Origin of the sequence: Paenibacillus sp. FSL W7-1287, from assembly GCF_038004245.1 — a bacterium.
GTDB classification, from domain to species: Bacteria; Bacillota; Bacilli; order Paenibacillales; family Paenibacillaceae; genus Pristimantibacillus; species Pristimantibacillus camelliae.
In genome coordinates, this window is the sequence record NZ_JBBORD010000001.1 from 2,676,194 (window position 1) to 2,695,000 (window position 18,807).

Genomic DNA, 18,807 nt, shown 5'->3' on the forward strand with positions numbered 1-18,807 from the left:
TTTAGTTCCTCCTAAGGTAATTCGAAGTATGCTCCACCCGAACGATAGGATATTTCTCCCTGATAATGATGGTTATCTTTAATAGCGATCCAGTCTGAAGCCTTCCCCATACGACTGAGCATCGGTAATTTTTCATCCACGGAAGAGATACTTATTTTTGTAAACAGAACAGGATTACTTGGATTACGAATCGCAAACTGGCAACTTGTATCTGGTGTTAATGGGCCGTCAATAAAAACTTTCAGTTCAGAAAAAGCCTCTTGAATCCATTTAGTATCGACCGAGGTTAAAAAGATAAGATTATTGTAGTGCCCTAAATCCTGAATTATATTTTCAGAGATGTCGTGTTCAGGTATCTCGATTTTTAATACTTTCTTATATATAGATAGGAGTGTATTCCTAACATTCAAAGATATCCCAGGTGAAAATATAGCTCTGACCATCCCTTTATTCCAGTGTGGGTATAAGCAAGCCTCCAATGGTCCTAAGAAAGGAGGCATACTACGATCCGTTTTAATATGTACCAGCCATTTCTTTAAGATAGTTTCAATGTCAATGTCAGCTAATGTAGAAGTGCGTTGTAGATTGGATACAAAAAATTCCAAGTGATATAACCCCTTGGAGTAAGGCTCTTTCATTAAGATACTGATCGTATTTCGAGGATTAACATTTTGTTCCGATACAAGCTTCACTGCGTTTACAAAGAGTGAGGACGTATAAGCATGTAAATTTTGATGTATTCGATTGCTTGGATGAAAACATTCGATTGATCTAAAAAAATCAGGAAATTCCAATGGAATTATTTCAGCCACTTTCTGTTTCAAAGCATGTAATGCTATTAAATGCCAGATGCCGTAACGATACCATTCATAAAATCTAGAACCATTATCTAGGCTTATTTCTCGGCTAGTACCAAAAATTATAGTTACAGTAGTCGAACAATCTTGTTCTATAACATAACCGTATCTGCCAAAAGGTGCTCTCCTCATAAACAATTGCGGGATAATCGTATATTCTAGTCCTAAACCTATACTATTAAGTAAGTTAGATTTCTCATAACCTGAATTGTAATGTAGCGTTTCAGCAATATTTTTAGCCTCTTGAAGCTCTTTCTTAAATGAAAGATATTTCTGATTTATTGCATCCCTGTTTCTTTCGTTCATAAATTGTTCAACCAGGAATGAGGCAGAAGTCTTATTAATAGAGCGATCTATAAATTCAGTACCCGTTATCTTCCCCGCTAAGAACTCGATAATATCGCCCATTTTAATATGCTGAACGGCATCGAACATCCCATCCAATAAAGCTTTTTCTATACAGGAATGAGTAAAATCATCAGCATCTTGTATTGAAACAAGCGCATCTTCGGATAGGTGGTATATATTGTGAGTTATATTCAGGGCATTGATAAAATCTATCAAAGGATTAAAGCTAATCTTTAACATATAGTAAAAGACTCCTCCTACAAACTGATTTACTAGCTTACAGTTTCACTAATTATTCTTTTGAGCTTAATAATCAGTTTGCTCAAATCATAACCTATACTTTCCACCTGTTCACCGGTTGAGACCTTTAGGTTAATTTGTCTCTCGTGATATATATAGTACCCATCGTCTTTTAGTTGTTTTACATTACGTTGCACTGACTTTTTATTCCACATTTCAAGATTCATAAATGGAACAAAAACAGTCGGACAATTTGAATTTATTATTGCGGTAGACAACAAATCATCCGCTATGCCATTTGCCGCCTTACCCAATATATTTGCAGAGGCAGGAAGGATGAGAAACAAATCGGATCGTGCTGGAAGCGTAACATGTGGCGCAACCACATCATCAAAAAAAAAATCCGTATAAGTAGGATTATGAGTAAACTGAGTTACTGACGTAGGTTGAACCATGCGTTGAGCCTGTTTTGTCAGAATTACGGTTATATTAGCAGACAACGAAGTGCTAATAAAATTAATCCATGAACAGAGGTGAACTACAGATATGGCTCCACAAGCACCAATTAGAATATGGAAATTTGATTTTTCATTATTTACGTTCATTTTTTTCTCCCTACAATAAATTTTATTGTAAATATGAAGCGATTGAATCCCACAATACCATTATTTCATCATCGATATCCAAGAAATAGGATTCGCGGTTCAATTCCTGCTGAAACTTCTGTTTGATTTCTGCTCTTCTTTCAGGATGAATTTCCTTGTATTTGTAGCCTTGAAGTAAGCTTATCTCTTTTTCATATGGGAAAATAACCAGTCCAATGACCTTACTTGCAACCATACTTTCTAATGTTGAAATCGTTCGTTTCACGTAATTCAAGTCATCATCAGCATTGACACAAAGAGCGATAACGTCAGGTCTTGTGCCCAAGAGAAATTCGATCTGAGGTGTCGTATAATAATTCAGATTGGAAAAACTGTACGGAATTGTTCCTGATTGAGATCCAACAATTATAATATCTGGATTTCGGTCTTCGATTTTCCCCATCAAATGATTTAGTATTCTTATAGCTTCAAATCCGCTAGTATCAACGGCCGAGTTATAGCCCATTGGATATTGAAAATCAAATCCATAGAGAAGCGAAGAAGGTTCTGTCCCTAACTGACCAACAGAATAACCTTGAGCTATCAATAATCTCCTAAACTTTAGTTGCAAAGTAAGTTTACCTTGGTGAGGGCTTGTTCCGAATATCCCCAATATAGGCTTTCCAATATAACGTAATTTTCCAAGTGAGGATGCGGGTAGATGAGAACTTGTTATTTCCGGATAATAAATAATCTTATCGTCTAAGTCTGTACCTTCAAGATTGATGCGATCAAAACTGTATATGAGTTTGTTATGTAGTAAACAATGCTCTATAAAATAAGACTGATAGTCTTCACCTGTTTTTACCGTCAATGCATCAGTGTGACTAAGAATAACGCTATCAAAGCTATCATCCTCCCAGTTAATCTGCTTATAATCTTGTATTACATAATTTTTATGTATATTTTTCCCTATAAAGTCTGAAGCATCACGGTTTAGCTTGCCGCCATACTTGGTGTCATAAACTGTATGAAGCTCAAACGGCAATAAGTCAGCGAATCGAATCAAGCTGTGTGTTTCCTTATTAAATGGGAAACATATAGCCCTCTTTATATTTGGTAGTTGATCTACCTCTTTATATTTGCCCACTTCATACACCCGCTTAGATTGTCTTTTAAGAGATAACATAATATCAGGGTGAGTTGTTATGCCAACCATCATTTGATTACTTATAAAACCTGTGACATATGCGGCAGCATAGCTAGAACCGCTTTGCAGAACATAACTTGGGTTTACCCAGGCAACTTTTTGCCCAATTCCTTTAGCAAGGACATTAACGCCTCCTCCCTCGGAGACAAATTCAAAATCATAATCCTTTTTGCAAGCAACACTTTGATCGACTCCGATCACATTTGGCAAAGTAGCCGGATAAGAAAGAGAGCCTTCATTATCGAAAGAAGATACTAAAATGACACCTTTCTTCTTTAATTTTTCACAGACTGCTTTAAGTTCAGGAAGATCGTTACACATTTTCATACCTAAACTCATATGTAAAATGTCGCAGTTCACGTTATCCGCAATATAACTCAGGGCGAACATAAACATTTTATCCGAAACCGTTAGTTCTGAATCAAATATCTTGACCATGAATATTTCACTGTCCGGAATTAGCTTTTTAATAATTGATGTGATAGCAGTTCCATGACCTATTTTGTCAGTAAAATCATCCGTAATAGTGATATGATCATCATGCGCCGTTATACCTACACCGCTAAACTGATACTCAGCAAGCAGTGGATGTTGCAAATTGATTCCGCTGTCAACGATCGCTATTCTAGGGTAAACATTACTTGTCTTTATTTTGCTTAATTCAAAAGTATGTTCCATCACTCGTACTCCCATTTATCGTTATTGATATTAGAGAAAAAGTATCACAAAATTTAGTATTTGTGATACTTTTCCTCTTAGACTATCCTTTTAGCAAATACCACAGTTTTTCGCATTAGATTTACTGCAAGAAGATTCATTCGTGTATGCACTAACATTCTTCATTTCATATGATGCCGGTTTAACCAATTTTTTCATGATTTTCACCTCCTTTCGTGTCAAACACCAGATCCTGGGAAAGTTCTCTAACCATATCTACCATAGCGGAAACAGTGCTCAGTGCAATAAAATCTAACTTATCATCAGGTACCTCAATCCCAAAGCTCTGCTCAATCTCTACGATTATTGTGACGAATGACATGGAATCAAGCTGCTCAGATAAATCCTCCGTCACTTCCATACCACAACTGTGAATAATATCCTCTACTTTATCTCTGATGTTCAAATTCATGGATAACCTCCTGCATATGCTCTATTCGATTTGACTGAGCGGCAACGATCCTCAGATAATCCTTTATGTGCGTTTTAACGGGCGGACAAGAAGATTTGTCGGTATGCATCCTAATATGCGGACATGATGCTCCTTGGCATGAAGGACGGAAGAAACATTTTTGACAACCTTCGTCAACTGACTCGTGACCGCTTACCCATAGAGAAAACTTATCTTCATCTAAGTACATGTTGCCATCCTCTGATAAAAAACCTACATGATTATAATCATCATCAAATGCTACTGTGCACTTATAAACAATACCGTCAGAGCCAATGACAAAGTTATTTCTTTTAGCTGCATAACATACTGAATCGGCTAACTGCTCGTCATATAATGGCGATACGCTTATCCCCATCTCGCTCCCCATTTGAAGAGCAGAAATAATATCTTTGCTTGTACAGAAGCTGTTTTGAAAGCTCTTTACAGCATCTCCTCCCCAGTTACCTGTCTGATGAAGATGACTGTAGAAGCGAGGATCTTTACCAAATTCTTGTTGGAAGAATTCAAAATAATCTTCAATCTCGTCAAAGACTGGTTTAGTAACATTTGTTCGAATGGCCATAACAAAAGTACTAGATTTCACCTCATCACGGATTGTTCTTAAATTATCAACAATTTGTCGGAATGTACTTCCGCCATCCGCCCGTACACGTGATTGGTCATGATGTTTTTCCAAGCCATCCAATGTAATTTGATAACTCCGTACCCGGCACGCTTGCATTTTTCGAAACACATCCAACGAGAGATTATAGCCATTTGTAGTCATACCAGCAGTGAACCGAACACGATTACGAGTACAAATTTCAATGACCTCACGGGAGATTTTTTCTATAATAGGAACAGCTGTAAGGGGCTCCCCACCAAACCAATCAATATGTACTTCATTGTATTTCCGTATGTTTTTTCGGATGAAAGAAATCACACCATCCTGAACGGATTCTTTCATGTAGTTTTTTGCAAATGATTCGTAACAATATTTACAGCGAAAATTACAATCCTCATTCGGCATTAACGTAAGGGAAAGCCTACCCTCGCTTGCTATGGTTTGATGATGCCTCATCTCAGACTTCCTAAACTCATTCGTAGATTTGTCTATAATAAAACCCTTCTTTTTTAAGAAGCGAAAAAGTGAGGTTTCCGTCAATGCGCTTTCAGGATTACGAAGTATTCCTATGACCGCATCCTTTTCTTCTGACGGTACACTAACAAAACTATTAGAATATGTGTTATATAACAATAGATTACCGTGTTTATCCTCTGTTCTCACATTAAACCTAGAAACCTTAAACCCTGTAAGTTTTTCTTTTGTATTCATATCTCCTAAATAGGTTGGTGTAGCCATATCACAACACTCTCCTCTGTTTGATTTAAAATTGACCTTATTGGGTAAAGCTTACCTTCAAAGTCTCTCTATGCATCTCGATAATACCAATTAGCTTGTGCATGGAACATTTGTGAATATTTTCCTTCCTTCGAAATCAATTCAGCATGCGTTCCATCTTGAACGATTTTTCCGTGCTCCATCACTAATATTCGGTCTGCAATACGCGCTGAACCTAGTCGATGCGTAACGATAATCGCTGTTTTACCCTTAGAAATCCTTATAAATTGTTCAAAAACCCTTTGCTCCTCCAATGGATCAATTGCAGCCGTAGGTTCATCTAGTACTATAAAATGATGACTGCGATATAAACCTCTAGCAATGGCAACACGTTGCCATTGTCCGCCAGAGAGATCTACCCCATCAAATTCCCTAAATAGCACGGTATCCTTTCCTTGGGGAAAAGTTTCCTTATTCAGATTGAGACCTGCTTCTGTTACCACGCTTTCTATATGAGCCGATGAATACCAATCGCTTAGCTTAATATTTTCCTCTAAGCTTAATCCAACCTTCAAATAGGACTGAAACACAGCCGAATGATGATTAAATATGGTCGAAAAAGATATGTCGGCCGTAGATTTCTGATCGTAGCGCACACTGCCTTCGGTAGGCAAATAAAGTCCTAGTAGTACCTTCGTAAGCGTCGACTTGCCGGAACCATTCTCTCCGACAATAGCTATCGTCTCACCCTTCGCAATAGTCAGACTGATCCCTCTCAAAGCATCTTGCGTTGCGTTAGGATAACGAAAAAATACATTCTCTGCTTCTATTTGTTTTTCAATACCATTGAAGGGCTCCTTCCCTTGACGTTCGGGCCAATCCAGAACGCGAAAAAAATGGCGAGAAGGCCCGATGCTTTGAAAGATGGTCTTGATCTGCTGATCGAGCAATTCTTCAATCAATTCCATGACAGTGGCGATACTAGCAAAAACGGCTGCAAACGTACCAATGCTGATGTCTCCTTTAATAACTGCGTCAATAAGTAAGGCCAGCAAAATCCCGTAGCCTAAAAGAGAGATGAAGCGCATTATTAATTCGTTTTGAGTCGCCTTAAAATCCGTGCGCCACGCCTTTACGTTCAATATCTCCAGAACATCCACAAATTTTTTCTTGAAAAAAGGAATCGCGCCCAATAATCGTGTCTCCTTAAAATAGGGACGTCCCACCAGACAATCTTGATAATGATTAAGCTCACGTTGGTACGGAGCAGATTCATCCACAAGCTGACTGAACCATTTACTTCGTAAGACGAAATTCACTAACAACGGGGCAAACACAAGAAATACTGCCAGAATTAAAATCGGTTTTACTGTGAATAAGTAGTAGGAAACACCGATTAAGTAGACACCATAAAAAAAGATAACCATGATACTCAACATTAAGGTATACGTAACGGCAGATTTCCCTGTATTGGCTTTGTTTAATTCATTTAATCGATGAGGATTTTCGAAAAATATCGGTTCTATGCTATACAATTTTTCATTGATATGTCTGCCAAATATCCCATCACACTTTTGAGCCATATACTCTCCGATCAAGTTCAGAACACTATTCATAACTTCGGTTGCGATCAACAATCCACCATATACCAGAAAAATAAGGATCAATGCACTTATCGGATACTGTTCTAGAATCACCCCTTCGACGCGATCCAAAAACCGCTGTAAGTAAATCATTGTACCCAAAATACATAAGGCGTAAATAACGCTTACAATCACTACACTATAAAATGCGATAGAACTTGTTTTCATCACTATTTTGAAAATGCGGACAATCATGCGCAGGTAGCTAAGCTCTTTGCTTTTGTTCTTGCTCACTTAGATACCAGCTCCTTTGCTTTTCAAACATCTCTGCATATAATCCGCCCAACTGCATTAATTGAGCATGATTGCCTTCTTCCAGTACTCGGCCTTCGGCAATGACCAAAATATGATCTGCCAGCTTTGTAGAACCCAAGCGATGGCTTATAAACAATGTCGTCTTCTCACCACTTATTTGGGCAAACCATCGATAGATCTCGCTCTCTTGTAGCGGATCAAGTGCTGCTGTAGGCTCATCTAAAATCCGAATAGGCGCATCCGACGTGAAGCTTCTTGCCAAAGCAACCCGCTGCCACTCACCGCCAGATAAATCCTGTCCGCTCTCCATAAGTCTGCCGAGCGGTGTCTTTAATCCGTGCTCCAATCTCTCAGCTACACGTTTAAGCTGGAACAACTCGGAAATTTCAGCCAGCCTCTTCTCGCCGATTGGATGCTCAATAGATCCAATTTTTATATTCTCTTCCAAGGTTAACTCGTAGCGTGCAAAGTCTTGAAACACAAAACTAAAATATGCCTTTAGATGATCTTTCGGAATCGTTCGTATCTCTTTTCCATTCAAATAAATACCACCCTCATATTGATCATATAAGCCGGTCATTAGCTTCATAATGGTTGTTTTTCCAGCACCATTTAATCCGATAAAAGCGTAGTGAACATTTGGATTAAGCTGAAAGCTAACATCATCAAGCACCCATTGTTCCATATTCGGATATTTGAATCGAACATGCTTAAATTCCAACGATTGAAACGGTTCCAGATCTTTTTTCGCAGCCCGCTCATTCAAATGACCAATTTCCGTCTCCAAGTTAACGAAGATAGATAAATCCTTTATGAGCTCGCGGTGCTGGGCAAAAGTATTAACAAAATTACTAAGACCCCAGGTCATTAAGGCATGTAAATGTGTTGAGCCGCTCACCAGTGCTATAAACATGCTCAGTTCTACCTTGCCATCGATGGTCTCATATAGTAAAAAGGCTAACATAAGCAAGATAAGAATGAGCGTACCAATGCCGTTGCGCCGAACCTGCCAATACCACAGCCAACTCGTACGAAACAATTGTCTCCGTGCCTGTTCATAGGTCCCGTACCAATATTTATTTACGGGCTCTCCAAACTGGAACAGCACGCGTTCATCTGCTGAATGCCGCTGATCTAACAAACTCTGCAAATGATTGGCTTTTCGGTGCGCCTGTGATGTCTCACGTTGCTTTTGGTAGAGCTCACCACCTCCCTTAAAAGACAGATACAAAATCCAAATGAAGCTCGGGACAAACAGAAAAGAAATCCACCAAACCTGAAATAAAAACACCATTCCGACACTTAAGATTGAAATCATAATGCTGACAAAACTCATAATGTTGGCGAAGATGTCTGGATAAACCCTATCAGGCGCATCAGCAACACGTGAAATCAGATTGTAGGCTTCACTATCTTCTATCAGCGCGTATTTGAGTTGCGCACGCCGTTCGGTGAACGCGGGTAACAACACTTTGCGTGTCTGTAATCGAAGTCTAGCCGTAATAAGGTTCTGTATTTGCTCGGAAAACCAGTTGTAGGCAACCACAGCGAGCAACAGAATAATACCCTGCAGTATGTGAGCTTTATCAAGATTGCCCTCAGCAAAATACATGACTTGAGCGATGAAGTAAGAGCTGGAAAGCACGAGGAATGAAGGCACTAATGAACGTAGTAATGTATTAGCTATATACAATGATGTAATCCATGGAGATAGCCGAAAAAAATCCGGCACAATATCTGTTAACCGATACAATTTACGATTTAGAAACATACCATGCTCCTATACAAGATTATTGTTTTTTCCTTGCGTTACTAAGCACATCGATATTGGTTTGATTTTTTAATCATAGTAGTTAATTTGTTTAGTATCTCAACCACAATATCAGAATTTCTTTTGTTATTTCAGCTAACCAATATCTCAAAAAAAACCACTTGCACAACATACAAATAAAAATAGAGATAGAAATATATATAATAAATTGTATTTATTTGTAAGTATTAAACAACCTGCCAAATTATATATAATATGCATCCTATACGTTGAAGTAGCTAATACAGAAATAGATCTACTGAAATGAGCGCGACATACGTCATTTCCAGGATTCAATTTAAGATTTTCGGTGTACAACAGTTGTCCATGCGAGCAATTTCTTATAGAGTTAAATCTTATAACGCATGTATGTTATATGATTTAAGATGGGAGGAAAAACATGGAGCATATGGATAGGGGCCATCTTGCTTTACCGCCACAACAGATCTTAGCGCTTGGTAGGGATCAACTCCTACGTTACCTAAGACGGATAAAGGTTATGACAGCCCCTTCCTACGGAGGGTACTGAATGTTAGGATAGAGATCTTTCATTTTAATTAAGATATTTTGAACCTCAAATGATACTACGGAGAAGCACGCAAAGCAGACCGCTCACTATTCTGCCAACCGAGAAGACAGTCAGGCTTTGGAGTTGGTGTTACTGAAATCAAGAATTTTCCTCAATACAGTGCAGAGAGTTGCTGCGTGCGCACTATTTATATTGCTTTATATCTATGAATTATATCTATGAAAAGGCAATGCAAAAAAGTCGCCGTTCGACATAATTCAGTAGGTGAACTCATAACGATCTACAAAATCCACGCGCTACTAGCGCGCCCGATTTAGCAACCAGATATTATGATTCAGCTTAGTATAATAGTCAATATTACCAATAACCCTGCTTTGCAACCTGTAGAACAGTGAACTTTCTTGACGGTTTTACACTATATAGATTCTCATGTGAAAATCATTCAATCTCTGATATGTTATTTATATGATTTGTCACCTTTTGATTTCTCAAATTCATTATGCAGTTCACCTAAATCGCTAGTATCCACACCATGGATATGCAGCTTCCTTAAAATACGAAGATTATAATGTAAAAGGCGTTGATGTCTCTCTTTTAATTCCTCATAGTCTTCCCGGTAGACTTGTGCACGTTGTTTTTCTTTTTCTAAATTTTTTACAGAACGAGCAAGTTGTTGTTCCTTTTTTTGTAGTTTAAGATCCAATTGTAAAATTTGTTCTTGAAGATCTTTTAATTGTTTTTCTAGATGCATATGCTCGTACGTGGCTCCATTGACAGAATGGTTAGAATTAAAACTTACGTCCCATATTTTTCGCAGATGTGCTTTATATAAAACTACTCTACTCAGCCCTGAAATATCAGCAATTTTAACTGCGGTTATTTTAGCATGTACTCCCTCGGTATCTTTAAGAAATTGCACCGCCCACTCAACACGCTCTATACTTTCATTTCTTTTTGATTGTTGGGCCTGTAAGAGACCATTATTTATCAAATTGGTCACTCCCAATTCGTATATGTTTTTTCGGTTTGGAGTTTATTTATAAGATCGTCATTATATTCTGCAATGCCTTTATTACATATTTCAATAATTCTTTCTAGATAACTAACATTACGAACAGCATTTTCAAAGTGGGCAGCACGCTTAGGGTTATCGGAATTGCGATTCATAACATCTGACCAATATACGTATTCCTGTTTATAATCTTCCACATATTCAAGTTTAGGAACAAACCATCCGCATGCATAGCATTCAAAATGGACCGAGGTACCTTTTGGATTGCATCCAGTAATATCACCGCATATGCCTACACCCTTTTTACCGTTGGCTTCCCATGTTAAATAACTAGGATCCTTAGATAATTGTGCGGTAGTGCGTTCGTCCAGATTTATTATTTTCCCTCGAAATTCATAAGGACTTTCACCCGGGTTCTTAAGTTCTGATATTCCGAGATGAATTTCTTTGTGCTTTTCAATAAGTTGATGTGTATAGTGTTTAGGCATTGCTTGATTTTTATGCCCCGTTTGTTTCCGTATTTGTTCGATAGTATAACCTGCACTGTATAAACGATCAGTTATAGCTTGATGTCGAAATAAATGTGTGGTGGGTATAACTAGAACATTATTATCATCCCTTATGTCCAAGTTAATTGCCAATTGTTTAAAAAGTTCATTGACTTTGGGGCCCGTCCAGTTTCGAAGTTCTAAAGTATAATTGGGGTTATACCTTATGCCAAAACTCTTAGAAAGGTCGAAATTCCAGTATCTCATCGTAAATAAATAGTCTGTATTTGTATACTTAGATGGAGAAAATGTGGAGACTAATTCTTCTGTTTGTAATTGTAACTTTCTTATGAGATCAATAACATATTTACCATGACCGGTATAAATGATTGGTATTGGCTTTATCTCAGGATCCGCATAACCACCATTTTGCTTAAATGTTGGCATTTGTAAAACGTACTCACTAAATAGGGTTTTTAAGCAATCACGCTTTAGACTTAGGACCTCGGTTATTCTATTGGGGAATGAACGAATCAGCCAATAAACTACTCTAAATTCAAGAGGAATAGCTAGATTGTCATCTTTCATTGTCCTGTCCCAAGATTTAATTACATTAGGCGAAACAAGTTTGTTTTGTTTACTGCGAATCTGTTTGAAAGGGTTAATCTTTTTAACTGGTAGTACATTCGGCATTTCAGGGAAGTCGCTTAATATCACAAAGAAATTTTGAATTGCTGAATAAGTATACTGCATGGTGTTTATTGATGCTTCTGAGTGTCTCAGTTCAAATTCAAATGCATTTACATGCGTACGTGTAACTTTATCCAGTTCAATCGAATTATAATGTGTTTGAAGGAATTTAAGAAATAATGCTATTTTAAGGACCTTTTTTTGTATATGACTTACGCTACCTGAACAGCTAAGAGTATACAATTTAACTACTTCTTTATATTCATTAGCAACTTGATGGAAAGTGATAGTATAGTTACCGCGTGTAAGGTTATTTTTATGAAGTTTCTTATAATACCAAGAATCATCTGAAAATTTAAAATCCCCCAATTGATCGATTTTGTTAACCAGAATATATTTCAGTTTATGAGAGTTATCTTTTCTTAGTATGATTTCAGATTCAGGTAGATTCATAATTAGGAATCCTTTCTTGAATAAATTTCTCTATTTTATTTATAGTATCTTGATATAAGTTAAGTAAATGAACTTCCTGCTGATAATCTCGATAAGTTTCGTAATCCTCTATACCTTGAGTTCGCATTAAAGTACCTAAGGAATCCAAATATTCCAATTGTTCATTTCTTAAATTAATCCACATAGTTAATTTTTGAGGACCAGTAAGTAAAAGAGAGCAACCTACACAGGATTTCTTTTTACATGGCCCAAAAGAGACATGTTTAAGACAACTTCCATGACCTTCTGGTGTTTCACGGGATCCAATCATAATCTCATATTTTAGACTTTCTAGCTCCTGGGTAGAATATGTGTTACGAATGTCAGCATCAATATTTTCAAAAAGTAATTCAAAGAGGTCTTTATCTAGTTCCGCAATCTTTAAATTATCTATGTCCTGATAGTATCGCATTGTTGTTTTTTCTTCCATATGGCCTAAGATTATTCCTACATCTTGAATAGAACTTCCTTCGTTCAACAATCTAACTCCCATTGTTTTTCTACACTGATGATTGGTATAATGCCAGAGCTTACCGGTATGATCAGTGATGTTATTACGTAAAATGCATTTATTAATGGAATTAGAAATGTTAGTTCCTTTTATCCGGGTTACAGTGACATTTCCAGTAATTCGGTTGTCATTCCGAATAAAAATATATTTACTACCGCTAAGTTCACGTAAATATTTAGTATCTTCGATTTGGTTGTTAATTATGTCAATTACTTTATTGTTAGTTATGGGAATAGTATGATAATCATCTAGGCCTTTCTTTCGCTTAGAGATTATTGTTTTGCTAGATTTTGCTTTTAAATAGTAACAATTGTCCTGAACATTGTAAAAAAGACAATCCTCTTGAAGATTAATTACCTCAGAAGCTCTCATCCCAGTATTCATTAGAATAATCCAAACACGTTGTACTGTTTCACTACAATCATGTATAGCTGATGAGATTTGTTGTATAACGTATTCTGGGATATGATCAGTATTTTTCACATAGTTATCAATGTTGAACATCTTAAATTTACGAAAGGGATTTCTGATTGAGCTTTTATTTTTGTCTGAACGTAACCAGTCAAAGAGAAGACGAGCCTCGGATATGTGAGTATGTATGGTCTTTACACTGTATAGTTTTCTACCATTACTATTCTTAAATTGATGAAGAACATCGACTATAGAGTAAACTTCTACGTATGATATATTAAGAAAGGATTGGCTGTTAGGTTGTACAATATTTATTGCTTTTGTAATAGCATTAATATGATGAAATCTTCGAGAAATGTCTAAACCATTTTCACCTTTGGTATACCAACTTTTAAGGTATTCTTGTACTTCGGACCTCAGATAAGAACTCATAGAAGAAAAATCCATCTTAGAAGTATGGACTTTTTGTACATCTTTATAAGGAATTCTCCAATAAGCGTCTCCGATATTCATCCGCAATTCCATCTTTTGTTTTTTCTGCTTTTCTCTCCATGTATCTACAACCAGTAAAATAAAATCATGCAGGGGTTTGTCTTTTTGAACATTAGCATAACGTAGGTTTACTGGACCAAAACATAACTTCCAGATAGCAGCATGAGTAATCTCTTTATCTCTATGAAATAGTTCTTCAGCAGCTTCATTGACATATAATTTAAAGGCCTCTTGTAGTTCGTTCCATGCAATAACAAATAATGAATGTATTGTTATAGCTCTGCGTACATTATGTACAATATTGTACTCTTTTTTTTCAAAAGCTTTATTCAAAGTAATAATGAATGCATCTTGTAATTTATCCATAGCTTTGTCTAACAAAGATAGCTTAGTTCTATCTGCACCTAAATTATCAGATTCAAAAGGCGAAATTAACTTGCAGAATATTTTTTTACTAAACCCCGTGCCGTTGCTAATATAGTTCTGACCACACTGAAGTACAAGTTCAACTAATAAATCGGGATAAAATTCTTCACAGATTAAAAGAACTAGATGAGATGACTTGAGATTATATTTCTCCTGCAAATTTCTTAGGGTTTCAATCTTGTCATAGTGTAATAGTTCTGGTAAGTCACTAACAAAGTGAATAAGAGAGGTGCAATCTGATGGCCAGTTAACGGTGAGAGATGAATTATTTATTGTGATTTCAAACAGGCCTTCGCTAACTACTATAACGTTCATGAATGAAATAATCTCCTTTATACTTATTTATTCTTAGACAAAAGAATAGGAGGAATGCGTTCCAAAATCTTTTTTTTCTGAAGTTGAGAATAGCCCTTTTCATATATTTTTATAGTATTTGGACTTCTCCAGCCCATTTCCTCATCGATAAACGTTGGGGTAATCCCTAGTTCAGGGTGATCCCTCATAAGTTCTACTAATTGTTGCGCCCTAGTACTCCTACCACTATGGGTGCGTATTTCTGTTTTATTATGCCCAGCTGCTTCCCCGGCATTTTTTAGGATCCTCAAAAAATTTCTTGTTTTTAGGGGTTTCCCTTTGTGAACACCAATGTTATTAAGAAATAGGTAATTCGAATACTCGATATCTGCTTCCGCTCGTTCTGAAATGAGATAGCTCTGAATGAGGACTGATAAAGAAGAGGGAATAAATAGTATACGTTCTTGTGTTTTTACTAAAGCTCGATTTTCACTATTTTGCTGACGAACTACACTTATTGAGGGCTCAAAAGCATCAAAATGATTTAATTTCAAACCTAGTATCTCACCAATTCGCATCCCTGTTTCTATACTGATTCTAAAAATGGTCTTATCACGAATTGATGGTAAATTATCGCAAATACGTTCGATTTCTTGTGAGGTATACCACTTTAAATGGTTTCTTTTTTTGCGATATGTAACTCTATTCAGAACACTTTCTTCAAGCACATAATTCCATATTTGCCCATACAACAATTTTGTATTTACGAATGGTGCCCTCTTTGTTCTTCTACTATTATAGAGAACCGGGTTGGTATGTACTTTCATTTCATCCTCTAGCCAATGATAGAAGGATTTAAGAACAGTTATGTGTGTATTAATTGCTGTGAAAGTGATTTTACTTTCTATGCTAATAACCTTTTCTTCTAATCCCAATAATTCCTTCAAATATTCTTCGATTACCCTCTTACTTACAACTTGTCTATAATCTAATGAATTTCTTTTTAAAAATCTTAAGTAACGTAGTAGTGCATAAGCGTAGCGTTCCCCTGTCAAAAAGCTATTTATACTTACTAAATCAAGCCATAGACACGGATCTTGAATAGGAATCCCGTTTTCGGTGATCATGTAACGAATGTCGTTATTATCTTTCGCTAATTCAACCCGCAAACCGAGCCCCCTTATATCATCAACAGACAAGAAACATCACCTTCTTAGATTTTATTCCTTTAGTAAATACTTGAATATAATCCGTAGACTCCTTACATATCTTTACTGAAACATCGATATTAGTTTGCACGCCGAGTTATAAACAATGAAGTCTATACATTCATTTATAGCTACTCCAATGCCATCTCCTTTCTTTCGCCAACTAGATAATGCATACTTCTGGGCGCACCTAAATAAAAAAAGACGCAAGAGAAACAGAACACTATGTGCCCTAGGTTTCTTCTTGCGTCGCATGACCAGAAGCGGTACCGTTACAGTCCATAATATATGAAGATGACCGTAACTACTGCCATATTAAATTATTCAAACTAATTATTACATATTGATACTTATAAAGATATAGTAACATATTATAGAAGTTATTACCAGAAAAATTTCTGTAACAAATTCCTAATATGAAAGAGTAGTAGTATCAGACCTTTAATAGAACCAGCCCGCCAATTAAACTTGTACCTCCGATGATACAAGCTGCATTCGCAAAAAGCTGATAGTTTTGACCTGCAGTCATGGTGCTGCATTCGATCTACCTGTAATGAAGGTAAAGAATATAGCGGGCACACGCATACCCTTCTTCGCTTATTTCAGTGCATACTCAAACATTCAGTTGGAATCATATGTATACAACAAAAAAGCCTACTGCGTACGCAGTAGGCTTCCTTCGTGCTTGGCAACGTCCTACTCTCCCAGGACCCTGCGGTCCAAATACCATCGGCGCTGAAAGGCTTAACGGTCGTGTTCGAGATGGGTACGCGTGGTTCCCTTTCGCCATCGTCACCAAACGTGGGCTTGCACCCTCAAAACTGGATATGAAAGTTGTGAATCTCCAAAGGTAAATCAAGCAGAAGCATTTGCTTCTGATATGACTTATGAATCTTCGCTTACGCTCCGTATTCAAAGTCGTTAGGATAAGCCCTCGACCGATTAGTACTGGTCAGCTCCATGCATTGCTGCACTTCCACCCCCAGCCTATCAACCTCGTCGTCTTCAAGGGGTCTTACTAATTGGGAAATCTCATCTTGAGGGGGGCTTCACGCTTAGATGCTTTCAGCGCTTATCCCTTCCGTACTTGGCTACCCAGCTATGCTTCTGGCGAAACAACTGGTACACCAGCGGTACGTCCATCCCGGTCCTCTCGTACTAAGGACAGCTCCTCTCAAATTTCCTACGCCCGCGACAGATAGGGACCGAACTGTCTCACGACGTTCTGAACCCAGCTCGCGTACCGCTTTAATGGGCGAACAGCCCAACCCTTGGGACCTACTTCAGCCCCAGGATGCGATGAGCCGACATCGAGGTGCCAAACCTCCCCGTCGATGTGGACTCTTGGGGGAGATAAGCCTGTTATCCCCAGGGTAGCTTTTATCCGTTGAGCGATGGCCCTTCCATGCGGTACCACCGGATCACTAAGCCCGACTTTCGTCCCTGCTCGACTTGTAGGTCTCGCAGTCAAGCTCCCTTATGCCTTTACACTCTTCGAATGATTTCCAACCATTCTGAGGGAACCTTTGGGCGCCTCCGTTACTTTTTAGGAGGCGACCGCCCCAGTCAAACTGCCCGCCTGACACGGTCCCTTCACCAGATTCATGGTGACAGGTTAGAACTCCGATACGATCAGGGTGGTATCCCAACGGCGCCTCCACACATGCTGGCGCACATGCTTCATAGGCTCCCACCTATCCTGTACAGATCGTACCAAAGTCCAATATCAAGCTACAGTAAAGCTCCATGGGGTCTTTCCGTCTTGTCGCGGGTAACCTGCATCTTCACAGGTATTAAAATTTCACCGGATCTCTCGTTGAGACAGCGCCCAATTCGTTACGCCATTCGTGCGGGTCAGAATTTACCTGACAAGGAATTTCGCTACCTTAGGACCGTTATAGTTACGGCCGCCGTTTACTGGGGCTTCGGTTCATAGCTTCGGGTTACCCCTAACCACTCCCCTTAACCTTCCAGCACCGGGCAGGCGTCAGCCCGTATACTTCGTCTTACGACTTCGCACAGACCTGTGTTTTTGCTAAACAGTCGATTGGGCCTTTTCACTGCGGCCCCCTCGGGCGATTAACCCTACCGGGGCACCCCTTCTCCCTAAGTTACGGGGTCATTTTGCCGAGTTCCTTAACGAGAGTTCTTCCGCGCGCCTTAGCATGCTCTGCTCGCCTACCTGTGTCGGTTTGCGGTACGGGCACCTAGATCTCACTAGAGGCTTTTCTTGACAGCCGGAGCTCATGACCTTCGCTACTGTAATTTTCACTCCCCATCACAGCCCAGCCTTATAGCCAGCGGATTTTCCTACTGACAAGCCTCACTGCTTGGACGGACTATTCCATCAGTCCGCGTCACTACCCTTCTGTGTCACCCCATTGCTCAAACAATCTTCGGTGGTACAGGAATTTCAACCTGTTGTCCTTCCACTACGCCTTTCGGCCTCGCGTTAGGTCCCGACTTACCCTGAGTGGACGAGCCTTCCTCAGGAACCCTTAGGCTTACGGCGGACAAGATTCTCACTTGTCTTTTCGTTACTCATACCGGCATTCTCACTTGAATACAGTCCACCAGTCCTTACGGTCTGACTTCAATCCGTATTCAACGCTCCCCTACCCAAGTACCATACGGTACCTGCCATAGCTTCGGTGGTGTGTTTAGCCCCGTTACATTTTCGGCGCAGAGTCACTCGACCAGTGAGCTATTACGCACTCTTTAAATGGTGGCTGCTTCTAAGCCAACATCCTGGTTGTCTGTGCAACTCCACATCCTTTCCCACTTAACACACACTTGGGGACCTTAGCTGATGATC

At 38.5% G+C, this 18,807-nt stretch carries 11 protein-coding genes and 2 rRNA genes (1 of these 13 running past the window's edge); all 13 read right to left on the reverse strand.

Annotated elements, in window-relative coordinates:
- Positions 1–11: 11 nt before the first annotated feature.
- Positions 12–1,445: a hypothetical protein gene (locus tag NSQ99_RS12250; RefSeq protein ID WP_340836854.1), complete on the reverse strand. Its 1,434-nt coding sequence runs from the start codon at positions 1,443–1,445 to the stop codon at positions 12–14.
- 32 nt (positions 1,446–1,477) lie between these two features.
- Complete coding sequence (locus NSQ99_RS12255) at positions 1,478–2,050, reverse strand: flavoprotein (RefSeq protein WP_340836856.1); 573 nt, start codon at positions 2,048–2,050, stop codon at positions 1,478–1,480.
- Between the two features lie 22 nt (positions 2,051–2,072).
- A complete protein-coding gene (locus tag NSQ99_RS12260) occupies positions 2,073–3,917 on the reverse strand; it encodes a S8 family serine peptidase (RefSeq protein ID WP_340836857.1) in 1,845 nt (614 codons plus the stop codon).
- Positions 3,918–4,098: 181 nt separating this feature from the next.
- Positions 4,099–4,368 (reverse strand): acyl carrier protein, encoded by a 270-nt coding sequence (locus NSQ99_RS12265; RefSeq protein WP_340836858.1) that lies wholly within the window; start codon positions 4,366–4,368, stop codon positions 4,099–4,101.
- Positions 4,346–5,752: a radical SAM/SPASM domain-containing protein gene (locus NSQ99_RS12270; RefSeq protein ID WP_340836860.1), complete on the reverse strand. Its 1,407-nt coding sequence runs from the start codon at positions 5,750–5,752 to the stop codon at positions 4,346–4,348. Before NSQ99_RS12270 ends, NSQ99_RS12265 begins: the two co-directional genes overlap by 23 nt.
- Before the next feature lie 68 nt (positions 5,753–5,820).
- Complete coding sequence (locus NSQ99_RS12275; protein ID WP_340836862.1) at positions 5,821–7,608, reverse strand: ABC transporter ATP-binding protein; 1,788 nt, start codon at positions 7,606–7,608, stop codon at positions 5,821–5,823.
- On the reverse strand, positions 7,580–9,400 hold the full coding sequence (locus NSQ99_RS12280; RefSeq protein ID WP_340836863.1) for an ABC transporter ATP-binding protein: 1,821 nt from the start codon (positions 9,398–9,400) through the stop codon (positions 7,580–7,582). Before NSQ99_RS12280 ends, NSQ99_RS12275 begins: the two co-directional genes overlap by 29 nt.
- 1,025 nt (positions 9,401–10,425) lie before the next feature.
- Positions 10,426–10,959, reverse strand: coding sequence for a hypothetical protein (locus NSQ99_RS12285; protein WP_340836865.1), 534 nt, complete (start codon positions 10,957–10,959; stop codon positions 10,426–10,428).
- Between the two features lie 5 nt (positions 10,960–10,964).
- Positions 10,965–12,611 carry a site-specific integrase gene (locus tag NSQ99_RS12290; protein ID WP_340836867.1) on the reverse strand — a complete coding sequence of 549 codons (1,647 nt, stop codon included), beginning with the start codon at positions 12,609–12,611 and terminating at the stop codon, positions 10,965–10,967.
- The gene (locus NSQ99_RS12295; RefSeq protein ID WP_340836869.1) at positions 12,598–14,805 is read right to left on the reverse strand and encodes a tyrosine-type recombinase/integrase; all 2,208 of its coding nucleotides are present in this window, start codon (positions 14,803–14,805) and stop codon (positions 12,598–12,600) included. The genes NSQ99_RS12290 and NSQ99_RS12295 overlap by 14 nt, the downstream gene beginning before the upstream one ends.
- Positions 14,806–14,828: 23 nt before the next feature.
- Positions 14,829–15,983: a tyrosine-type recombinase/integrase gene (locus NSQ99_RS12300; RefSeq protein ID WP_340836871.1), complete on the reverse strand. Its 1,155-nt coding sequence runs from the start codon at positions 15,981–15,983 to the stop codon at positions 14,829–14,831.
- 692 nt (positions 15,984–16,675) lie between these two features.
- A 5S ribosomal RNA gene (gene rrf, locus NSQ99_RS12305) occupies positions 16,676–16,792 on the reverse strand.
- A 122-nt stretch (positions 16,793–16,914) separates the two neighbouring features.
- Positions 16,915–18,807: ribosomal RNA gene (locus NSQ99_RS12310) — 23S ribosomal RNA — on the reverse strand; it runs 1,037 nt beyond the window's last position.